This is a genomic window from Burkholderia contaminans (assembly GCF_029633825.1).
GTDB classification, from domain to species: domain Bacteria; phylum Pseudomonadota; class Gammaproteobacteria; order Burkholderiales; family Burkholderiaceae; genus Burkholderia; species Burkholderia contaminans.
Window position 1 is genome coordinate 442,382 of the sequence record NZ_CP090641.1, and the last position, 22,189, is coordinate 464,570.

The following is a 22,189-nucleotide window of genomic DNA, read 5'->3' on the forward strand; positions in this document are numbered from 1 at the left end:
GTGCTGATCGGGATTTCCCCTAGAAGGCTTCCCGTTCACGCGAAGTCGAAGCGGCGACCTACGCAACGCTGCCGATGAGCTTCAACAACGCAGTGTGATCGACCGCGAGATCGGCCGAATTGTCGAAGTGACGCAGATAGCGCGTCGCAAATGCGTCCGTGGACGTGCGGTCCAGCTTGAGCAATTCCTGCGCTCTTGCCACGACCACCGTCGGCGTCAGATCCAGTTGCCCCTCTTGATCCAGCGCTTCGTCCAGCATGACGATGAGTCGGCTGAGCGGCTCCAGCCACTTCATCGAATCGTCGAAGGCGATCACTTGCAGAAAATCGCCGGCGGATTGGTACCCATGGACTTTCTCGTACTCTCGACGCTCAAGTTCGACCAGTGTTCGGTGCAAATCGAGAAGCGCGGTCCGGATGTGGGCGCAGTGTTCTGCCCGGTGGGAATGTGTTCCAGTATTCATATCGGTACACCTGTTCGAACAGCCATACATGACATTTCGCGTCGGGCGCTCGCGCCACCCGACGCTCTGACTCTCGCGATGACGGACACGGCCTTATGGCTTGGCGCAACGCAGTCAGCGCACCACACGCGAGGCCTTGATGCGATCCGCCACGACCTCCGCGACCGCCAGTACCGTCGGATTGGTTGCGACCGACGGCACACGAGGCATGATGGAAGCATCCCCGACATATAAGCCACTGACACCCCGAACCCGACCACCGTCGTCGACCACTGCCCGAGGATCATCCGCACTCCCCATCGGAGCGGTCGACGTCATGTGCAAGTACGTCTGCACGTGTTCGCGGAGAAATGCCCTGATGTCGTCACGGGTTTTCACGTTGGGCCCGGGCGAAATCTCGGCATCCAGATACTGCGAAAAGGGCTCCGTCGACGCGATGCGCCGCGCCGTTTCCACCGCATCCGCAAGCTTTTCAAGGTCCTTGCCGTTCGCGAGAATACCTGTCTCGATCCGAGGAGGCGTCTTGGGATCACGCGAGACCAGTGTGAGTCGCCCCCGGGAATCGTCCTCGGGCGTCGCGACCGCGAGGCTCATGGAAAAGACCATGCCGCCGCCGTCCGACGACATTGCCTCCAGCATCGTGATGTGACTCGGGATGATGTGCAGATCGGGAGCGCCTTCGGTTCGCCTCCCGCTTCGGGCGAACAGGAGCGCGGAGATCGGCGGCACGGTGGCGCCCATTTTCTTGGCTGTAGTGGAGAAAACTACGCCACTGGCCGGCTGTTGCATATAGCTTTGCCCTACCGGCAAATCGGCGACCGTGTCGATGCCAAGGGCGCCCAATTCGTCCGCCGGGCCGATTCCGGAACGCAACAGCACGGCGGCCGACCCGATCGTCCCGGCCGTCAAGACAACATTCTCGGCCGCGATCTCTTCCCCGTCTGCAAGCCTTACTCCTGTCGCGACTTGCCCCGAGAACGTAACGACATCGATCAGGACACCGCCACGAACGGTGAGATTCGGGCGCTTCCACACCTCGTCGGTCAGATACGCGAGTGCCGCACCGAACCGGATCCCTTCCCGGGTGATATTCATCGGGTAGCGGCCGACGCCGAAGTGTGCCTTACCGTTGAAGTCATCCACCTCCGGAAAGCCTTGGGCCTTCGCCGCCTCGATGAATGCCGCATGCGACGGGCTCAGTTCCTTCCCATCCCACCGTCGTACCGGAACCGGACCATTGCGCCCATGGAGGGATGCGTCGCCATGGTCGTCGGATTCGATCTTCCGGAAATAGGGCAGAACATCGTCATAGGACCAGTTCTCGAGTCCCCTGTCGACCCAGTGCTGGAGATCCGTGGGGAGGGCACGCACAAAGACGCCGGCGTTGATCGACGACCCGCCGCCGAGGACACGCGCGCGAATCTCGACCGGCTGCCCGTCGACATGCGATGCGCTGTCGTCCCAGAGGATCTCCGCGGTCCCGCCGACCGTGAATCCCTGGCTGACAGCAGCGGGAGCTGCGTCCGGGTGAAAAACGGAACCGGCTTCCAGCAGCAGAACCGATATCGACGGATCTTCACTGAGCCGTGCGGCCATGACGCAGCCCGCGGCCCCACCGCCGGCCACGATGAAGTCGAATTGCTTTTCTTCACGCATCTATAACACTCCTGACTGATGACACTTGTCGCTCAACGCCGGTCGACGGAGTACTTTCCCGCACCCGTCACGCACAGCAGTATCAACCCGCCCATGATGCTGATGTTCTTGTAGAAATGAATCATGTTGTCGTATTGCACGGCGCCAGTCATGTTCCAGTAGTGGTGACCGACAATCGCCGTACCCAATGTGTAGAGCGCGAGCAACAAGGCTAGCGGTCGCGTACGGAACCCAACCACCAGCGCGATGCCGACAACGAGCTCCATCACCACGGCGATGATCGTCGACAACTCGGGTGCGGGTACGCCACTCGATGTCATATATGCGACGGCGCCCGAAAACCCTGTCAGCTTCGACCAGCCGAACATCACGAAGAGCACCATCAACAGAATGCGAGCGACGAGAATCAACTCGTCCTTGCGGTTTTCAAACAGTGTGTCACGCACGATTTTTCTCGATAAAGTAAATGTCGCCTCACATGGCACCCGACGCTTCCTTACGGAGCCGGTCAGGACCACAACTTTGGCGTTTCAATGCCGCGCAAATCGAACACCAGTACTTCAGCACCGTGACCTCGCGTGAAGCGCAGTGTTCGTTCACCGCGGATCCGTGCGCCGTCACCTTCGCCAAGTTCAATGCCGTTCACGGCAATCGCACCGTGCGCCACGTGCACATACGCGTAACGATTGCCGGCAAGTTCGAGCTCGGCGCTTTCGTCGCCGTCGAATAGTCCGGCATAAACGCGGGTGTCCTGTTGCAGCGTCAGCGATTCGTTCGCACCGTCGGGTGACAGCACCAGGCGCAGCACGCCACGCTTCTGCTCCTCACCGAAGTGACGTTGCTGATAGCGTGGCGGCGTGCCTTTCATGGCCGTTGCGATCCACACCTGAAGGAGGTGTACGGGCACACTCGTCGAATGGTTGAATTCGCTATGGGCGATGCCCGTTCCGGCGCTCATCACCTGAATGTCACCGGGTACGATCACCGATCCGGTGCCCATCGTGTCCTTGTGCTCCAGCGAGCCCTCCAGCACGTACGTGAAAATCTCCATGTCACGGTGCGGGTGCTTGCCGAATCCTTGCGCTGGCATGATCCGGTCGTCGTTGATCACCAGCAGGTCGGAAAAGCCGCTTTGCTCCGGGTCGTAATAGCTCGCGAACGAAAACGTGTGACGCGTGCTGAGCCAGCCGTGCTCCGCTCGTCCGCGTTGATCTGCATGTCTAATCTCGAGCATCGTGTTCCTCCTTGCGTGGACGAGATGGCTCGATCACTATGCCCGTTCGGTTCATGCTGCGGAAGCAACAAATCTGATAACCGTCCTCTCAAATTCAAGAAGCAGGCATGGCGCTGGATTCGGGATCCACTCGATCAGTCAACGACCGACCGCATGAAGAATGAGCCCGCGCGCCCGAGGTCTTACGTCTGGTCGGGAAATTGCGGACATCGCGATGAACCTGGACGACTCGTCGCGTGTGCAGCCCGTCAAGGCGGACAGGAAATGAATTGCTATCTTGATCAGATCGATCGGTAAAGCCCGATATGCATTGCAATCGAGCAGCCTGCTCCAGGGCTTGCCATTGAGCACTCAATTGCTGTCGAAGGAAACGGAAGAATTGGAATCGATCTTATTCCGCACCGCGTATCCTGCTCAGGACCGACACCAAGGTCCGTCGGATCGCACCCGATTTCGATCTCGTATCTGCACGACGCAAGCTGCAGGATCGGTCCCGGAACGCTGGCCCGGTTAAGCGGGTCAAGCGTGCGAATCCGGTGCCCCGGCCCCGTTCACGACATCACTCAACTTCGTGTCCCAGTACGCCTGGCAAAAGTCGAGATACGCCCTGACGACCGACGACGGATGTCGGTGTGACGGAAACAGCAGGTTCAGCTCGACAGCAGGAAACGGATAGTCGTCCAGTACCGAAACGAGCCTGCCTTTACGCAGCTCGTCCCAGACAAGAAACGGCGGGAGTTCGCTCACGACATGCCCCTCGAGCACACGGTCGCGCAGATGTGAGTAATCGTTCGTCGACAGCACCGGGCGCGGATGGAATTTCGTGTCGCCGAGGTGCCAGACAGGTGGCGCATACGCACCGCGCCCCCAGGTCGCGCACGGCAAACGATGCAAGTCTTCCGGCGTCTCCGGCCGGCCGTAGCGCTCCAGCAACGCGGGGCTCGCGACGAGCCGATGCCGATAGGTTGTGATCTTGCGCGCGACCATCGACTCCTGTTCAATTGCTCCGACACGCAAGGCCACATCGATACCGTCGAGAATCAGGTCGACACGGCGCTCGGTCGTATGAACGAACAGGCGAATACCCGGATAACTCGCTTGAAACTCGCCGAGCAGATCCCACCAGACTTCGAACGTCGGCGGCAACGACAAGCGCAGGAACCCTTTCAACTCGTGCTGCGCGCCCACCACCGACTCCCGCGCCTCGGCCAGCGCTTCGATGCCGCGACTGGCGTGCTCGTAGAGCCGCACGCCGGCGTCCGTCAATCGCGTACCGCGCACTGAACGCTCGAGCAATTGCACGGCCAGTTCGCTTTCGAGGGCCCTGATCCGGCGACTCAGTGTCGGAAGCGGGATACCCGTACGTACCGCCGCTGCCGACAGGCTGCCGGCCTGCACGACGATCACGAACATCTCAACAGCATTCAGATCCATATCAGCCTTTCGAATTTGAGAGGGAGGTTATCAGATTTGTCGATTCCACATCGCGATTCGAACAGGCACAGTGACCAGTCAAACCGACCGGCATTCAAGCTGGCCGGGACAGCAACGGAGTTCACATGACTGCACGACGCGACGTACCCGGTATCCGGGCATACGACGGCCCGGCCGGCGGCTGGGGCGCCCTCCGGGCAACGGCGGAGGCGGTCCGCACGCAGATGGAATCGCTCAAGGCACCGATCACGCTGCTCAGGACCAATCAGCCTGACGGGTTCGACTGCCCCGGCTGCGCGTGGCCCGACAAGGAACACAAGTCGACGTTCCAGTTCTGCGAGAACGGCGCGAAGGCCGTCACGTGGGAAGCGACAACCAAGCGTGTGACGCCCGGGTTCTTCGCGGCGAACACCGTGTCATCGCTGCTGCGCATGTCGGACTACGAACTGGAGAACATGGGCCGGCTCACGCATCCGCTCGTCTACGATCGCGCGACCGACACGTTCCGCGCGATCGAATGGGACGACGCGTTCGCGCGCATCGGCGAAGTGCTGCGCGCGCTGCCGCCCGAGCAGGTCGAGTTCTATACGTCCGGCCGCGCGTCGAACGAGGCGGCGTATCTGTTCCAGCTGTTCGCCCGCGAATACGGGACGAACAACTTTCCCGACTGCTCGAACATGTGCCACGAGCCGACGAGCGTCGGCTTGCCCCAGTCGATCGGCATCGGCAAGGGAACGGTATCGCTGGAAGATTTCGACGTATGCGACCTGATCATCTCGATCGGCCACAACCCGGGAACCAACCATCCTCGCATGATGGGTACGTTGCACGAAGCCGCGCGCCGCAACGTACCCATCATCGTGTTCAATCCGCTTCGCGAGCGTGCGCTCGAACGCTTCGCCGATCCGCAGAATCCCGTCGAGATGGCCACCTATGGTTCTACGCGCATCGCGTCGACCTACTTTCAGGTCAAGGCCGGCGGCGACGCAGCCGCGCTCAAGGGCATCATGAAGGCGCTGCTGGCCCTGGACGCCGCACAAGGCGACGTGCTGGACCGTGCGTTCATCGCCGAGCACACCGAAGGCTTCGACGCGTTCGCCGCCGATCTCGTCGCGACCGGCTGGGACGCAATCGAGCGGGAAAGCGGGCTCGCTCGCGTGGCACTCGAACAGGTGGCGAACGCCTATGCAAAGGCGAATGCGACAATCGTCACCTACGGGATGGGCATCACCCAGCACAACACGGGCACGGCGAACGTACGCCTGATCGCCGACCTGCTGCTGTTGCGCGGCAATATCGGCAAGCCCGGCGCAGGCATCTGCCCGCTGCGCGGTCACTCGAACGTGCAGGGCAACCGGACGGTGGGCATCACAGAAAAGCCCTCGGCCGAATTCCTGAAGAACATCGAGGACGTGTTCGGTTTCGAGCCGCCGCGTGCGCACGGCCACGATGCCGTCAAGGGCATGCAGGCGATGATCGATGGCACGGCCAAAGCGCTGATCTGCCTCGGCGGCAATTTCGCGGTCGCGCTGCCTGACGCCGGGCAATGCTTTCCGGCGATGGGGAAGCTCGACCTGAGTGTCCACCTCGGCACCAAACTCAATCGCTCTCATCTGCTGGTCGCGAAAGAGACCTTCGTGCTGCCCTGCCTCGGGCGCACCGAGCTTGACGTGCAGGCAGGCGGCCCGCAATCGGTGACGGTCGAGGATTCGATGTCGATGGTCCATGCGTCGTCGGGCAAGCTCACGCCGGCGTCCGAACATTTGCGCTCGGAACCGGCGATCGTCGCCGGCATGGCGCACGCGACGCTGCCGAACAGCAAGGTCGCCTGGCTGAACCTGATCGCCGACTATGACGAGATCCGCACGTTGATCGAACGAACCGTACCGGGATTCGAGAACTTCAACGAACGGATCAGGGCTCCGGGAGGATTCCGGCTGCCGCTGCCGCCGACCGAACGCCAATGGCCGACGGCGACCGGCAAGGCGATGTTCTCGGTATTCAGCGGCGTCGAGGAAGATGCCCCCGTTCACGGCGACGACATCCTGCGCCTCGTGACGCTGCGCAGCCACGACCAGTACAACACCACGATCTACGGGCTCGACGACCGCTATCGCGGCGTGTTCGGCCGACGCGACGTGTTGTTCATGAACGAGGCCGACCTGGCCGCATGCGGGCTCGAACACGGCGACCTGGTCGACATCGAGACCGTCACACCCGGCGGCCGGCCGATGCGGCTCGAGAAGATCACCGCGATCGCGTACGACATCGCCGTGGGATCCGTCGGCGCGTATTACCCGGAAGCGAACGTACTCGTCCCGCTCGACTACATCGACAAGGAAAGCGGCACGCCGTCGTACAAGTCGGTCCCGGTTCGCGTAGTCCGGTCGCAAACGATATGAACCGGTGGCAGGCGCGCCGGCTAAATCAGTACGAAGCGCGGTCGGCCGCGGCTCGCTGAACCGCCGTGCCTACGCAGCCCGGCAGAATCCGCTCGGCCGGCCAGACTGTCCCGCCGCCATGATCGATTGACTCGCGAGCGCCCACGCAATGCCCTTACATTGCATGGCCGCACAGCTCGAGGATCGAGCGGGCGGCCCGCATCACATCGAACACGTTCCCGAGAGGCGCCTCCGGATCCCGCCTCGCGCCGCGTACATCGGATGAGGTTGCCCTCACTATCGACGTCAGCGCGCAACATTCATCGCCCCCCCCACTCCACGATGCGTCACCTTCCTGATCTCGAAGCCTGGGCGATCTTCGTACGTGTCGCCGAAACCGGTTCGTTCTCGAAAGCTGCGGCGCTGCTCGGTATGTCGCAACCGACCGTATCGAAAGCAATCGCCCGCCTCGAACAGCGACTCCGCACGACGCTACTGTACCGAACACCGCGTAAGCTTTCGCTCACGCCGACCGGCGAGGTGCTGCGCGACCGCACGATAAAACTGCTCGCGGACGCGGAATGCATCGAGTGCGACGCGTCCGCATACGCACTCGAGCCGCACGGCCTCGTCCGGATCAATGCACCCATGTCGTTCGGGGTCCACCATCTCGCGCCGGTGCTGCCCGCATTTCTCGAACGCTATCCGCACGTCGATATCGATCTCGTGCTGACCGATCGTCTAGTCGACATCGTGTCGGACGGCTTCGACATCGCCATCCGCATCGCCAAGCTGGACGATTCGACACTGCGCGCCCGCCCGCTGTGTCCGGTGCGCCGATCACTCGTTGCGTCACGCGCCTATCTCGACAAATACGGCAGCCCGGCACACCCGCGCGATCTGGGGCAGCACCTCATCCTTCTCTACACGAACCTGCCAACACCCGAATCCTGGCACTTTCGCAACACGAAGTCGGGCGAAGAATTCTTGGCGCCCGTGCGCGGGCGTATTCGCAGCAACAACGCTGAGGTGATCATGCCCGCATTGATCGGCGGGCATGGCCTCGCACTGCAACCCGAGTTCGTGATTTGGGAGACGTTGCAGCGAGGTGAACTGGAAATCGTGATGCAAGACTGGGCGATCTCCGACATCAACATCAACCTCGTCACGCCGCCTGGCATGCTGCGCCCGGCGCGTGTCACGTTGCTGCTCGACTTTCTCGCCGAGTGCTTCGCGCAAGCACCATGGACGTTCTCCGAGCTTTGATGTGTCGATACCGCGCTGGCAAGAAAGCCATCTACGATCCGTGCCGTTGCGATGCCTCGCCTTTACCTGGCCGGAATAGATCAGCGCCCGATCAAAACGCCTCGCGCGCCCTTATTTCTCTTGTAAGACGGTATGGTTTTTCATTTCAGCGGCCATGTTCGAGATTTGTTCTCGCAGCGCCGCGTGCAGATAACGCACGGTCGGCGAGAATTGCCGGCGGTGCGGACATACGAGGTTCAGCGGCGCAGGCTCGCCAGGCTGATCCGGAATCAACACCTCCAGCCGCCCGCTCGTGACGTCATCGCAGACGTCGAGCCATGACTTGTAGGCAACACCGAGCCCCTCCACCACCCAGCGACGCGCAACGTCCGCGTCGTCGCAAAGCAGTTCTCCGTTGACCGCCACCAGCCGGCGCACGCCGTTGACGGGAAATACCCATCGGTCGTACACGCGGCCGCCGAGCGCGAATAGCAGGCACTTGTGCATGGCAAGCTCGTCGAGCGAGGCCGGGCGACCATGGCGTGCCAGATAGGCCGGCGATGCGACCAGCACGCGCCGGTTGCTCTCCGCGAGCGGCAACGCCACATAGCTGGCGGTTTCTGCCACGCCATAGCGAATCGCGACGTCGACCGGATCGCGGAACACGTCCGCCACGTAATCCGACAGCGACAGCTTCAGAACCAGCTTCGGATGCGCGTCGCGAAACGCCGTCAGCCATGGCAGCAGCACGTTTCGCCCAAGATCCGACGGCGCGGAGATCTTCAGCACGCCCTGCAGTTCGTGGCGCTCCCCATGCAGGCGCTCCCGCCCCTCCCTGAGCGCCGACAGCACTTCCTGCGCATAGGGCAGGTATTGCTCGCCCTCCGACGTGAGCTTCAGGCTACGCGTCGACCGCGCAAACAGGCGAATGTCCAGCTCCCGCTCCAGCCGCTGAATCGCCGCACTGACCTGCCCCGGAAGCAGGTCGGCCTCACGGGCGGCGTTGGAGAAGCTGCCCAGCGCCGCCGTACGCACGAAGAGTCCAAGGTCGTCAATCCGGATCATTTTCATTCCAACAGTGAAAGTTCTACCCGATTTTCCTGGTTTTTCATCCGTGTTGCAGTGCCGAAAATACGATCCACTCGTCGACGGCGGCGATAGCCACCGGTTTCCGACCGCTCTCCACATTGACTGGAACATGCCGCATGAAAGCCATTGTCTATACGCAGCACGGCCTCCCGGCCACCCACCCCAACGCGCTCTACGAAGCGGAGTTGCCCCTGCCCGAGCCGGGGCCGAGGGACCTGCTCGTCAGGATCCGGGCAATCGCCGTGAACCCCGTCGACACCAAGGTCCGGAAGGGATCGCCGACCGACGAGCCGCGCGTGCTGGGCTGGGATGCGGTTGGCACGGTCGAGGCCGTGGGTCGCGACGTTTCGCTGTATCAGCCGGGCGACGATGTTTACTACGCCGGGTCGATCACGCGAGCCGGTGCCTATGCGGAGTACGGGCTGGTGGACGAACGAATTGCCGCGCGCAAGCCCGCCAGCCTGAGCGATGCTCATGCCGCCGCCCTCCCGCTGACATCGCTCACCGCATGGGAGTTGCTGTTCGACCGTCTCGGCGTGGCCGAGGAAAGCGGCGAAGGCGATGCCATCCTGATCGTCGGTGCGTCCGGCGGCGTCGGGTCGATCCTGACGCAGCTCGCGCGGCGCCTCACCCGGTTGCGCGTCATCGGCACGGCCTCGCGCCCGGAAACGCAGGCCTGGGTCCGGGAATTGGGTGCCCACGACGTCATCGATCATTCTCGATCCCTGGTCGACGGGCTGCGGGAAATCGGCGTACCCCACGTACGTTATGTTGCGAGTCTCACGCAGACGGATAGTCACTATGCGCAGATCGTCGAAGCGCTCGCCCCTCAGGGGCGGCTTGGTGTCATCGACGATCCGGCGACGCTCGATGCAGTGCCGCTCAAGCGCAAGGCCATCTCGCTGCACTGGGAGCTGATGTTCACTCGCTCGCTCTTCGAGACGCCGGACATGATCCGCCAGCACGACATCCTCGACCGCGTCGCCACCCTGATCGACGACGGCACGCTTCGTACGACGATGGGCGAGCACTTCGGGGTCGTCAATGCGGAAAACCTCCGCCGCGCGCACGCCCTGATCGAAAGCGGCCGCGCGCGCGGCAAGATCGTGCTCGAGGGGTTCTGAGCACGGCAACACCGCGTCGGCATTCGATGCCGCGCCGGCAGCCGGATTCCCTCAACGACAGGAAAATAACCATGCGCCATTCGCGCCGGCATTCCACGCCAATCCGCTACCACCTGACATCACTCACGCTTGCCAGTGCGCTCGCGTTGTGGAGCGTTGCGCCTTACGCCTCGAGCATCACCGCGACGCCTGCGGCAAAGGTCGCGCTGACACCGTCCGACACCCGGTCAACCCCGGGTACCCTGGATGCCGTTGCCACGTTCAACGATGCGATGCCGACCGGCGTCACGGTTTCCGAATCGGGCCGAATCTTCGTCAACTTTCCGCGCTGGGGGGACGACGTGCCGTTCACCGTCGGCGAACTGCGGCACGGCAAGGTCGCCCCGTATCCGGATGCCGAGGTCAATCGCGCGGACGACCGGAATCCGGCCGATCACTTCCTGAGCGTCCAGAGCGTGGTGGCGGACGGTCGCGGCCGCCTCTGGGTGCTCGATACGGCTGCGCCGAATTTTTCCAACCCGGTCGCGGGCGGCGCGAAGCTCGTCGCTATTGACCTGAAGCAAAATCGGATCGTGAAGACCATCGTCTTTCCCGGCAACGTCATGCGCGCACAAACTTATGTCAACGACGTGCGCTTCGACTTCCGCGTCGGCAAGGCGGGGGTCGCCTATGTGACGGACTCGTCGCTCACGGGTACTGGCGGCATCATCATCGTCGATCTCGACACCGGCAGCGCAATGCGACGCCTCACGGGTGACGTATCGACATCGGCCGATCCGCATTTCGTACCTGTCTTCGATGGCGAACGCATGATGACCCGCGATGCCGACGGCAACACCCGGCCTTTCTCGGTGGCTTCGGACGGCATTGCCCTGTCACCGGATGGGAAGACGCTGTATTACTGCCCGCTCTCCAGTCGTCGTCTCTACGCGGTATCGACGGCAATGCTGCGTGATGCCTCCGTCAGCGACACCCAGCTGTCGGCGGCCGTCCGGGATCTCGGCGAGAAAGGCGCATCCGACGGGCTCGCGGCAGACGCGAACGGCACCGTGTACGCCGGCGACTACGAGCACAATGCGATCCGCAAGCGCTCACCCGGTGGAGTGTGGACGACCGTCGTGCACGACTCCCGCATTCTGTGGCCCGACACGCTGGCCATCGGCCCTGACGGCTACCTGTACTTCACGGCCAATCAATTGCCGCGGCAGGCCGGATTCCATAGCGGTAAGGATCTGCGACAAAAGCCGTACAGGCTCTTTCGTACGCATATTGGTATCGCCCCCGCTCCGGCACATTGATCCTCCGGGGGCGAACACGACACATGTGATCCTGCGCCGAATACAGGTACATCAACGATGTTTGACAACCGAATTGCCGGGCGGATTCGTCCGGCGTGACGCCTCGATGATCGCCCATGCACGTTAAGAGACACGCGCCGTGTGCGCCGACTTTCGCACCGGCCATGCGCGTGCACCCTGTTTCCCAGGCCTGCTTGTTCGCTACCTGCCGGCGTGGCACGCCCGGGCTTGACGCGTCTACTTTCACGACGACTGCGGCCTCGTCTCGTCAATCAACGGACTCGCCTGGCACGTGGACGACAGTCGCGGAAACAGTTGCTCTGCGTTGCCACGATAAATGGCATGGCGTTGGTCGGGTGTCAGCGGGAATGCATGAAGCATCTCGGTAAACGCCAGCGAGCTACTTTTCGGTGCATAAGGCCAATCGCTGCCGAAGGTGATATGAGTCGGATCGGCAAACGCGAGAAGCGCGGGCATTGCATACGGACTGCTCGATAGCGCGGTGTCGAAGTAGAAGCGCCTGAGCCGTGCAAGCCCGCCGTCGCGGCTACCGTCTGGCGAAACGACGCGAGCGATGCGCTGGGCGGCGTAAGGAATGAATCCGCCGGCATGAGAAAGAATGATTCTTACGTTGGGGAATCGTTCGAGCCAACCTGACTTCGCGACGTTGATGGCGGCACGCGTCGTGTCGAGCAGAAAGTCGGCAGCATAAGGCGGTATTCCGGGCACGGGTTCGGCAGGCAAATCCCCCGGATGAACAAACACCACCGCATGCCGACGATTCAACTCGTCGAAGAGCGGTGCCCATGACTCGTCGCCAAGATATGTCCCTCGCACGCTGCTGATCAGCACGACACCATCCGCGTTGAGCTGGTCAAATGCATGCTTCGCTTCAGTAATGGCGCCCTCGACGTCAGGCAGTGTCAGTGTTGCAAAGAAGCCGAAGCGGCCCGGGTATCCGGCGACGATGTTCGCGGCGAACTCGTTGACCTCCCGCGCTTTCTCACGTGCTTCAACATCATCACCGAGATGAACTCCCGGAGTGGAAACGGAGAAGATGCCGGTTGCAATACCCGATGCGTCGATGAGGTCCAACGCCGCCTCTTCACTCCACGATGGAATCGCAAGCCCGCCGGCCGTGATGCCGCGCTGAGTCAGCCACGCTGCATAGGTCGGGGGCACGATGTGGTGATGCGTATCAATCTTTCCTGCCATATACCAAACCTCACAAATAATTTCGTCATGCAGATCATTACAATCAGACTGGTCGGTCTGGAATTTTTCGAAACAGATTGACCTGAGTGCTCCCCTGACACCACGCCTGATCAGTTGACGGCCTCCGAATGGCAAGTGATCCGACACTGACTCACTTGCCACCCGGCGTTCATTACAAAACGGATGTCAGATACTCACTCAGTCGCGCATTGAACTTTTTCGCTGTTTCACTGGAGATGAAGTTGAATCCGTGAACAGCGCCAGCCACCACCTCCATCGAAATCGGTACGCCAGCACAACTGAGCTTCTTGGCATACTCGAGACTTTCGTCGAGCAACAGATCGAGGCTGCCGACTGCAATGTAAGCGGGTGGCAGATTCTCGAAACTCGGCGCGTGCGACGGCGAGTAATATTGAATTTCAATATCCTCCACCTTTTTTTCGCCAAGAAGATATTTCCATCCGAAGTCGTTCACATCGTGGGTCCACACATACTCGCCGGCATATTTGTTTTTGACCTCGGCAGGATTGGCAGACGTCTTGTAGTCCAGCATCGGGAACAGCATGACCTGGTTCCTGGGGGTGATCTTTGTCTTGTCCCTCAAATAGTGACACAGCGAAGCAGTAAGACCGCCCCCTGCACTTTCTCCCATCACCGTTATTCTTTCCCGATCGATGCCAAGCTGTTCCGCGTTGTCATACACCCACGTGATGCCGGAAACACAGTCGTTCAGCGGTGTCGGGTACGGGTTTTCAGGAGCCAGCCGGTAATCCACCGCGACGACAACGCAGTGCAGCTTCGTGGCCGCCTCGTGGTGTTCGTTGTCATACAGGTCAGCGGACCCCGCTACATACCCACCGCCATGGATATAGAAGATCGCAGGCAACCGTTCATTTTCCGTGCCTTGCGAAGGACCGTATACGAGGACGCTCACATCTTCGTTTACCTGGACTTTTTTCCCGAAAAAAGTGTCGTCCACTTTCGAGCTGAACATGCGCACGGCAGCCCTCGTCGCCTCGACATCACTTTTTGTCCGCAATTTCAGGACAATCGGCGATTCAGTGACCGAACTTACCTGATCCTTCACAATGAGATGACTTGAATTGCTCATATATCTAAATCCTAAGTTCATATGAGATCGTCCGGCCGCTGCGTTCAAGGTCAACTGACGATGCAGTGATCCCACGCCGAACGCTAGCCCTGGACCGCTCTAACGACATCCTCTGCGTGTTTCACGCAGTGAAACTCATGGGGATAGTGCCGCCATCGCCCACCTGCACCAACGGTGACACACGCAAATCCAATGCGAAACAGGACACGCCGATGTCAGCGAGATAGTTTGGCCGCCAGTTCCGCTACGTGCTTACCCTGGTATCGCGCAATATCAAGTTCGTTGGCCGACGGCTGCCGTGTGCCGTCAGCACCCGCTAGCGTCGTTGCACCATAGGGTGTACCGCCCGTGATCTCGTCCATTTTCGTCAACCCTGCACAAGCATACGGGACACCGACGATCACCATTCCGTGATGCAACAGTGTGCTGTGAAAGGACGTAATGGTCGTCTCCTGACCACCGTGCTGCGTTCCGGTGGAAGCGAAGACACTGCCGATCTTGCCGACCAGCGCTCCCTTCACCCACAGCCCGCCGGTCTGATCGAGGAAGTTGCGCATCTGCGCAGCCATGTTGCCGAAACGGGTCGGCGTGCCGAAGATGATCGCATCGTAATCGGCGAGCTCGGCAGGCGTCGCGACGGCTGCGTCCTGATCGAGCTTCGCGCCGAAGGCGGCAGCCTGTTCAGCCGGAATCGTTTCCGGAACACGCTTGATGGTCACCTCCGAGCCGGAAACCGATTTCGCGCCGTCGGCCACCGCATTCGCCATCGTTTCGATATGGCCGTACATCGAGTAGTAGAGGACCAGAACTTTTGCCATGATTGCTCCCAAGGTAACGGGCGCTCCTCGTATCCCAAGCCGGATTCCGTCAGGGCGAGGAACTGCCTGGAGGGCGGCGGGGTTGTGTCTTCGTCCGCGACACCCCACCACCAATATTCGCGATCCTACGTATCGCGACGGCCTGCTTCGCACGCAATACGCGTGTGAGCGTCGTGCTTTAATGTGCAGTCATGCCGCCATCGGCAAGCCACACCGCACCGGTGACGAATGACGCTGCGGGAGAACACAGGAAAAGCACCACGCCGGCCATTTCCTCGGGTTCCGCCGCGCGCCCCATCGGGCTACTCGCCATCAGGGTTTGCGTCATCGCCGGATCGCTCAACCAGCGGTCCGTCATCGGCGTACGGATCAGACCTGGCGCCAGCGCATTCACACGGATTCTCTTGGTCGCGTAGTCGAGGGCCGCGGCCTTCGTCAAGCCGATCACCCCGTGTTTCGCCGCGGCATAAGGCGCCATTCCGGGATCTGCGATCACACCTGCGACCGAAGCCGTGTTCACGATCGCGCCGCCGCCCGTTTTGAGCATCGCTTCGATCTCGTGCTTGACGCACAGGAACACGCCCTTGAGGTCGACGGCGATCACCCGGTCAAAATCTTCTTCCGTCATGTCGGCGAAAGGCACCGTTCGCGGCAAGATCCCCGCATTGTTGAATGCGGCGTCGATCTTCCCGTAAGTCTGGACCGCCGTTGCCACGAGCGTGCGCACCGCGTCGGCATTGCTGACATCGGTCTTCACGAAGATCGCTTCGCCACCCAAGGCATGGATTTGCTCGACGGTTTCGTTGGCGCCCTGCCCCACATCGCCAATCACCAGCCGCGCACCGCGTTCGGCAAACGCGAACGCCGTGGCCCTGCCGATACCCGACGCCGCTCCCGTGATCAGGACTGTCTTGCCGGTGTAGTCGAATTGGTCATTACCCATTTTTCATCTCCTGCGTTAATGCAGCGCTCGTTGCCTATCGGAGCGAGCCGATGGTGACATCCTGTCTTCGGGATGTTCGCGCCTGGATCAGACCCGCACCACCAGCTTTCCATGTGCACGATTGCTGTCGATCCACTCGTGCGCTTCGCGTACTTCATCGAACGCGAACGTATGTTGAAGATGCGACGGCCAGCGATCCGCGGCGATGTCGTTGATGATCGAGTGCAGTGGCGAATGTGCCAGCGGGAGCGCACCTGAGCCAAGCAACTGCGCTGGAAAGAAGGCAAGCCGAACAGCCGGCGGCAGATCAGCCATCAGATTGAATTTTTCGAGAACCGGCGGGCCGCCAAGCATCCCGATCACTGTGACTGCGCCGAAGGGTTTCAATGTCCTTGCCGTATCACGCAGCGTTGACGCACCGACCACTTCCAATGCAGCATCAATCCCGTCGGGATGGAGCCGGAGCACCTCTCTGGAAATGGTCCCGCTGTCGACGATCACACTATCTGCGCCGGCGATGTGAAGCTGTTCGACGCGATCTTTCGAGCGTGTCGTCGCAATCACGTGCAGATCTTGGCCCTTCGCGTAGGTGACAGCCGCTAGCCCAATGGTCGATGTGGCGCCGCGCACGAGAATTGTCTGTCCCGACTTGATCTCCAGGCTTCGACTCAGCGCGCCCCAGATCGTCAAATAAGCGAGCGGCAATGCCGCGAGCTCCTCCCATGACAGTTCGGTACCGTCGAGGTCGATCACGTTGGTACGCAACACCGTCACTTCTTCGGCATAGGTACCGCGGCGACTAAACTGCAGTCCGCCCATTACGGTTGCAACGCGCTGGCCAACCCTGAACATACCGGACGGATCTTCGAGGATTTCCCCGACCGCCTCGACGCCGGGTACGCGCATGCCGTCGACAGGGCCCATCTTGCCCGCACGTAGGTAGGTCTCGACACGATTGAGGCCAAACGCACAGACCCGAACACGAACTTCATCTGCGTTAGGCGGAACGGGCGGGATGTCACGGAGTTGCAGGACTTCCGGTCCGCCGATACGGTCGATCACATGTGCTTTCAAGGCGCCTCCTTCGCAGTACCGTAGGCCTGACCGGTGCACCTGCACGATCGGTCAGGTCATTTGATTGAACATGGCCTCTGCCATAGCGCCCGGCCGCCGTTGATCTCCCGAACCTCCTGTTCTGGCAGAAGAGCGGGGGAACCGCCGTAGCAGCTCGGCCCGGCTCGTTGACCGCCTGATCGTAAAGCTTGCCACCGTGATTGCACGGACCGATCAAAGCCATTAATTAAAACGAGTCGGCGAAGCACGCCTTGCTCGCCGCTCATCCGGATGGTGTGACCACTATGCCCGTTCGGGCAATGATGTGGAATCTACAAATCTGGTAACCATCCTCTCAGATCCGAGAGGAAGACACCGATTCGAATGTTGCCGAGATCGTCTCGATCAAGATGCCTCGGGTACCGCTGCTGGTTTGGTAATCCGAGAGGGCGCGGTCTCATTCAGCGCTAGCGCGACGAGAAGCCCGACGACGAGTGCCCCCATTCCAAGATTCATGATGTACTCAATGCCGAAGCGCTTCGTGACATACGACGCAACCGAGGGCACAACGCCTCCGCCAAACACTTCTCCCACGCCAATGACGTGCCCCGACGCCGTGGTCATCAACTTCGCGGGAACCGCCTCTGACCCGAGATGTTTCATGTAGCCATCCGGCAAGTGAGTTTTCTTTTCTCCCAGAGACAAGGAGAACTCGATGAAGAAGCGATTTACCGACGAGCAGATCATCCGCATCTTGGCGAGGCCGAGAGCCGGGATGAACCGGTGAAGGATCTATGCAAGCGCTACAACATCTCGGAACAGACGTTCTATCGTTGGCGCAACAAATTCGGCGGCATGGATGTGGCCGACGCGCGTCGGCTCAAGGAATTGGAGTCGGAGAACGATCGGCTTAAGCGCCTGATCGCCGAGCAGATGCTGGTGATTGACGGCCTGAAGGAATTCAGTCGAAAAAATGAGCACCCCGACGGGCCGGCGCGAGGCACTGGAAGTCCTGACTCGGCGGGGGCTATCGCGACGCAAGGCATGTTGCTACGTGGGACTGAGTCGCCGCGTGGCGATCTATACGCTCAAGCAACCGGAGAAAGATCGGCGTCTGGGCGAGCAACTGATTGCGGCCGAGCAGGAGGCGCCGCGCTTCGGCTACCGGCGGATGTCGACTTGGCTGGCGCTGGGCGAATCTCGTGTGCGACGAATGTAGCGAGCCTTGCAGCTCAACATTCCGCGGCGGCGCCCTCGCCGACGTTGTTGTGCCAACGACATACGCTTGCCAGGCGCTACCCAGCCCAATTCGGTCTGGAGCTACGACTTTGTGCACGACCAGTTGGTGGATGGGCGGATTCCAGATGCCTACACGACGCCTACACAGTACACACAGGCAAGAATTTACCCAAAACGAAGCATCTCAGTTCATTGAATTTCTTGACTTTTTTATAGATAAAGCACTCAAACATCCGGATCCGGAATCCGCGCCGACTGAATCACGACCAGCGTGTCCCCCTTTTCGATCCGGCACGGCGGATCCTCGTAGAACGAAAAGATCTTCCCGCATCGATCGAGCCCGACGACGATCGCGCCCGGCACGACGTTCGTCATGCACCCGACCTCCTGCGGCATCGCCTCGCGCTCCAGCAGCGTCGCGCGGCCGCGCGTCGACAGCATGTCGTTCACGAACGGCACGATATAGCGGCTATGCACGGCATCCGCGAGCAGCAGCGCGCCGATCTTCGTCGACGACACGATCACGTCGGCGCCCGCCTGCCGCAGTTGACGCTGGTACAGGTTCTCCTGGATCCGCACGACGATCTTCGTATCGGGCGCGATGCTGCGCACCGACAACGTGAGCAGGATCGCGGTCGGATCGTCGGTCACCGAAATGATCACGGCCTTCGCTTCACGCACCTGTGCCTGCTGCAGCAGATCCTCGTGCGCGGGATCGCCGAGCAATCCCGCCACGCCGAGCGACGTCGCGGCCTCGATCGCCTGCTGCTGCGAATCGATCACGATGAGCGTCGCCGGATCGACGCCGCTCTCGAGCAGTTCGCGCACCGCGATCGAGCCGGACAGGCCATAGCCGCAGACGACGATGTGATCGGACAATTGTTTCTGCAGGCGTTTCATGCGGAATTCCTCGATGACGCGCTGGATCACGAACTGATACGCCGTGCCCAGGAAAATGAACCAGATGACGATGCGGATCGGCACGATGAAGAACGCATCGATCAGGCGCGCCCGCGCGGTGACGGGCACGATGTCGCCATAGCCGACCGTCGCGACCGTGACCATCGTGAAGTACACGAGATCGGAGACGGTCATCGGCGTGCTCTTGGTCGAATCGCGCAACCCGTCGCGATCGAGATACAGCACGAGGAACGCGAGCGTGCACAGCAGCACGACCGCGCCGATACGGAACAGCAGCGTGCGCCGCGGCGACGTCGCGGGACGCGTGAACAGCGTGCGCGCACGCGGCGCCTGCCACGGGTTGCGGGCGCGACGCAGGCGTGAGCGCAACGAGCGGCGCTGGGCGGAAGGCGAAGCCAACGGGGGAATCTCCTGAAGGATGCGGGCTCGATTCTACGATGGGTCGACCGCGGCCGGCCGACGTCAGCGCGCCGGCTCGTTCGTCACAGCATGCTGCGCGGCCGCACCATCGTGCCGTCGACGAAGCGCTGCGCGCGAAACGCCGACAGGTCGAGCGACGGTGCGCCGGTATCGATCCATTCGGCAAGCAGCCGCCCGACGATCGGCCCCATCGCGAAACCGTGGCCGCAGAACCCCGTCGCAATCGCCAGCCCGGACGGCGTGCCCGGCGCATCGATCACCGGAATGCCGTCGGGCAGCACGTCGATCAGGCCGGCCCAGGCCTCGACGATCTGCGCGTCCTTCAGCGCGGGAAAGATCGCCTTGAGCTTCGCGAGCGCGCGCGGCGCATGCGCGCGATTCGGCTGCGGTTGCGGATCGCGCGGCTCGATCGGCCCGGTCGCCCCGTTGATGCGGGCAAGCGCATCGCGCCATGCGGCCCCGTTCACGTGCAGCCGGAATTTGTCGCGCTGCGACCAGAACTGCGGCCAGAACAGGCTCAACCCGCGCAGGTGGCCGAGCGTCAGGTCGACGTCGACCTGCATGTCGTCGGCGAGATTGATCGCACCGTTCTTGCGCTGCCGGATGCCGAGGCCGTGGCCCCACACCGTCGACGCCGACACCGGGGGCACCACATTGGTGCGCATGCAGGTGCCGCGCACGACGTGTTGCGGGAGCCGGATGCCGACGCCGTCGAGCAGCCGGAAGCTGGTCGCGCCGGCCGCGCAGATCACGCGCCGCGTGCGGATCGTGCCGCGCTCGGTCACGACGCCGACCACCGCGCCGCCGGCCGTCTCGATCGCGGTCACGCCGCAGCCTTCGAAGAAACGTGCGCCCGCCTCCGCGGCGCGCGCGGCGAACGCGGCGGCCACGCGACGCGGCTCGGCCTGCCCGTCGGTCGCGGTGTACAGCCCGCCGAGCGTGCGTGCGTCCGGCGAAAGGCCGCTGACGCGCTCGTCGATCTGCGCGCGGGTCAGCGTACGCGTGTCGAGCCCGTGCTCGCGCGCGACGGCGAGCCACGCGTTGAACGACGCCCAGTCCGTTTCGTTGTCCGCAATATAAAGACAGCCGCCCTGCCGCCATTCGAGATCGAAACCGAGGGTTTCCTCTAACTCCTCCCAGATCTTCATGCCGGCCATCATCAGCGGCACCTCGACCGCTTCGCGACCCTGCTGCCGCACGAAGCCCCACGCACGGGTCGACTGCTGTCCGGCGATGCGCGACTTGTCGAGCACGACGGCCTTCAGGCCGCGCAGGCCCAGATAATATGCGGCTGCGCAGCCCATGATGCCGGCGCCGGCGATCACGACGTCGGCTTCAAGCGGGAATGGCGTGTCGGCGAGGGTCAGGGCATCATGCAGCGGATAGGTTGTCGTCATTGTTTCCTGTCAGGCGTTAATGCATTCGAATGTGGGCGGCGGTGGTAACGTCGTGACACACCTTTCACACAAACGCACCTTTCGCCACGCTGAATAACGACCATTTTGCGGTAAAGTTATCTCTTCTGCGCGTGGCCGGTCGGCTCGCCCCTGGACGTCATGAAGACTGTCCGTCGAGACTGCCGCAAGGCGTCGTTCTGAACGTCACGATCCGTTCCCGTAGCATGACCACTGAAGCAATCACCACGGATTCCCTCGCGGTTGCCGAGCGCGTGCGCGAGCTGATGACCCGCAACGGCATCGGCAAGCGCCAGCAGACCACCGAGCTGTGCCGCATCCTCGACCTGAGTTTCTCGCAAGGCCACCGCAAGCTGCGCGGCAGCAGCCCCTGGACGCTCGCGCAGATCAAGAAAGTCGCCGAAGCGTACGGCGAACCCGCCGCGCAGCTGTTCGGCGCGCAAACGCTCGACCCCGGCATGGTCGGCGCCTATTCCCAGGAAGCCGTCCTTTACGCGGGCGTCGCCGAGATTCCGTGCACCGCATGGATCGGCGCGCCGCTCGAAGCCGGCGCGCGCCCCGAATTCGTCGCGTACGAACAAAACGGCCGCTGGCGCGTGCTGCGCCACACCGGCGTGCTGTACCAGAACGCCTACGACGTGCACAAGATCGAGATCTATCCGCGCCGCGCGGAAAGCGACAAGCTCGTCGTCGCGGTGATCGACCCCGATCGCGTCAGCGCAACCGAGCTGTGCCGCTATCTCGAACGCCAGGGTTTCGCGACCGCCGCATTCGACGGCCTCGCGCCGTTCGTCGACGCGCTGCAGGGCCAGGCGTTCGACGCGGTCCTGACCGAATGGCTGTTCGACGACAGCACGGCCGCCACTGCGATCAAGGCCGTGCGCACGTCCGACAACCCGGGTGCGCCGATCTTCGTGCTGACCGGCGACCTGCTCACCGGCCGCGCGAGCGAAGCCGACATCAGCGAAGTGATTCGCGCGTTCGACGTCGTCTGCTACGAAAAGCCCGCGCGCATGGCAATCCTCAGCGCCGATCTCGCGAAACGGCTCGCCCGCGGATAACGCCCCCGGGCCGTTCCTCCTCCGGACGGCCGGCGTCCGCGCGGTACGGCGGTCGTGAACAGGTGCACA

The 22,189-nt window shown here is 62.1% G+C and carries 19 protein-coding genes and 1 pseudogene; 6 read left to right on the top strand and 14 right to left on the bottom strand.

The window, feature by feature from the left end:
* Positions 1–58 precede the first annotated feature (58 nt).
* The 5 genes from LXE91_RS19725 to LXE91_RS19745 all read right to left on the bottom strand — a co-directional run bounded on the left by LXE91_RS19725 (position 59) and on the right by LXE91_RS19745 (position 4,787).
* Positions 59–463 (bottom strand): hypothetical protein, encoded by a 405-nt coding sequence (locus LXE91_RS19725; protein ID WP_223274305.1) that lies wholly within the window; start codon positions 461–463, stop codon positions 59–61.
* Positions 464–577: 114 nt separating this feature from the next.
* Positions 578–2,119, bottom strand: coding sequence for a GMC family oxidoreductase (locus LXE91_RS19730; RefSeq protein WP_039352855.1), 1,542 nt, complete (start codon positions 2,117–2,119; stop codon positions 578–580).
* Between the two features lie 32 nt (positions 2,120–2,151).
* Positions 2,152–2,565: a DoxX family protein gene (locus tag LXE91_RS19735; RefSeq protein WP_039352853.1), complete on the bottom strand. Its 414-nt coding sequence runs from the start codon at positions 2,563–2,565 to the stop codon at positions 2,152–2,154.
* Between the two features lie 62 nt (positions 2,566–2,627).
* Entirely contained in the window at positions 2,628–3,353 is a 726-nt protein-coding gene (locus LXE91_RS19740; RefSeq protein ID WP_039352851.1) for a pirin family protein, read from the bottom strand.
* A gap of 519 nt (positions 3,354–3,872) precedes the next feature.
* Positions 3,873–4,787 carry a LysR family transcriptional regulator gene (locus LXE91_RS19745; RefSeq protein WP_039352848.1) on the bottom strand — a complete coding sequence of 305 codons (915 nt, stop codon included), beginning with the start codon at positions 4,785–4,787 and terminating at the stop codon, positions 3,873–3,875.
* Between the two features lie 125 nt (positions 4,788–4,912).
* Between LXE91_RS19745 and LXE91_RS19750 the strand changes: the two genes are divergently transcribed.
* The gene (locus LXE91_RS19750) at positions 4,913–7,189 is read left to right on the top strand and encodes an FdhF/YdeP family oxidoreductase (protein ID WP_039352845.1); all 2,277 of its coding nucleotides are present in this window, start codon (positions 4,913–4,915) and stop codon (positions 7,187–7,189) included.
* 321 nt (positions 7,190–7,510) lie between these two features.
* Positions 7,511–8,434, top strand: coding sequence for a LysR family transcriptional regulator (locus LXE91_RS19755; RefSeq protein WP_039352842.1), 924 nt, complete (start codon positions 7,511–7,513; stop codon positions 8,432–8,434).
* A 111-nt stretch (positions 8,435–8,545) separates the two neighbouring features.
* Here LXE91_RS19755 and LXE91_RS19760 read toward each other — a convergent pair whose 3' ends face one another.
* Positions 8,546–9,478 carry a LysR family transcriptional regulator gene (locus LXE91_RS19760; RefSeq protein WP_039352952.1) on the bottom strand — a complete coding sequence of 311 codons (933 nt, stop codon included), beginning with the start codon at positions 9,476–9,478 and terminating at the stop codon, positions 8,546–8,548.
* A 140-nt stretch (positions 9,479–9,618) separates the two neighbouring features.
* Here LXE91_RS19760 and LXE91_RS19765 point away from each other — a divergent pair, with 140 nt between their 5' ends.
* Together LXE91_RS19765 and LXE91_RS19770 are read left to right on the top strand one after the other, a co-directional pair.
* Positions 9,619–10,626 (top strand): zinc-binding alcohol dehydrogenase family protein, encoded by a 1,008-nt coding sequence (locus LXE91_RS19765; RefSeq protein ID WP_039352839.1) that lies wholly within the window; start codon positions 9,619–9,621, stop codon positions 10,624–10,626.
* 71 nt (positions 10,627–10,697) lie between these two features.
* On the top strand, positions 10,698–11,924 hold the full coding sequence (locus LXE91_RS19770) for an L-dopachrome tautomerase-related protein (RefSeq protein WP_039352836.1): 1,227 nt from the start codon (positions 10,698–10,700) through the stop codon (positions 11,922–11,924).
* A 243-nt stretch (positions 11,925–12,167) separates the two neighbouring features.
* Here the strand turns inward: LXE91_RS19770 and LXE91_RS19775 are convergent, their stop codons facing one another.
* From LXE91_RS19775 to LXE91_RS19800, 6 genes are all read right to left on the bottom strand, one after another.
* On the bottom strand, positions 12,168–13,139 hold the full coding sequence (locus LXE91_RS19775; protein WP_046196528.1) for an amidohydrolase family protein: 972 nt from the start codon (positions 13,137–13,139) through the stop codon (positions 12,168–12,170).
* A gap of 172 nt (positions 13,140–13,311) precedes the next feature.
* Positions 13,312–14,250 (bottom strand): alpha/beta hydrolase, encoded by a 939-nt coding sequence (locus LXE91_RS19780; RefSeq protein ID WP_052760082.1) that lies wholly within the window; start codon positions 14,248–14,250, stop codon positions 13,312–13,314.
* 215 nt (positions 14,251–14,465) lie between these two features.
* Positions 14,466–15,068, bottom strand: a complete 603-nt coding sequence (wrbA, locus tag LXE91_RS19785) for an NAD(P)H:quinone oxidoreductase (RefSeq protein WP_039352834.1) — start codon at positions 15,066–15,068, stop codon at positions 14,466–14,468.
* A 178-nt stretch (positions 15,069–15,246) separates the two neighbouring features.
* Entirely contained in the window at positions 15,247–16,011 is a 765-nt protein-coding gene (locus tag LXE91_RS19790; RefSeq protein ID WP_039352831.1) for an SDR family NAD(P)-dependent oxidoreductase, read from the bottom strand.
* Positions 16,012–16,098: 87 nt separating this feature from the next.
* A complete protein-coding gene (locus tag LXE91_RS19795; protein ID WP_039352828.1) occupies positions 16,099–17,085 on the bottom strand; it encodes a zinc-binding dehydrogenase in 987 nt (328 codons plus the stop codon).
* A gap of 384 nt (positions 17,086–17,469) precedes the next feature.
* Positions 17,470–17,811: a hypothetical protein gene (locus tag LXE91_RS19800; RefSeq protein WP_039352825.1), complete on the bottom strand. Its 342-nt coding sequence runs from the start codon at positions 17,809–17,811 to the stop codon at positions 17,470–17,472.
* Here LXE91_RS19800 and LXE91_RS19805 point away from each other — a divergent pair.
* Positions 17,780–18,460 (top strand): annotated as a pseudogene (locus LXE91_RS19805) (transposase); the annotation flags it as partial. The gene LXE91_RS19800 and the pseudogene LXE91_RS19805 sit on opposite strands and share 32 nt — an antisense overlap.
* Positions 18,461–18,528: 68 nt before the next feature.
* Here the strand turns inward: LXE91_RS19805 and LXE91_RS19810 are convergent.
* Both LXE91_RS19810 and LXE91_RS19815 read right to left on the bottom strand, forming a co-directional pair.
* Positions 18,529–19,623 (bottom strand): potassium channel family protein, encoded by a 1,095-nt coding sequence (locus tag LXE91_RS19810; protein ID WP_039352822.1) that lies wholly within the window; start codon positions 19,621–19,623, stop codon positions 18,529–18,531.
* An 83-nt stretch (positions 19,624–19,706) separates the two neighbouring features.
* Positions 19,707–21,041, bottom strand: coding sequence for an NAD(P)/FAD-dependent oxidoreductase (locus LXE91_RS19815; RefSeq protein ID WP_039352820.1), 1,335 nt, complete (start codon positions 21,039–21,041; stop codon positions 19,707–19,709).
* A gap of 224 nt (positions 21,042–21,265) precedes the next feature.
* Between LXE91_RS19815 and LXE91_RS19820 the strand changes: the two genes are divergently transcribed.
* The gene (locus LXE91_RS19820) at positions 21,266–22,120 is read left to right on the top strand and encodes a helix-turn-helix domain-containing protein (protein WP_006485970.1); all 855 of its coding nucleotides are present in this window, start codon (positions 21,266–21,268) and stop codon (positions 22,118–22,120) included.
* Positions 22,121–22,189 lie beyond the last annotated feature (69 nt).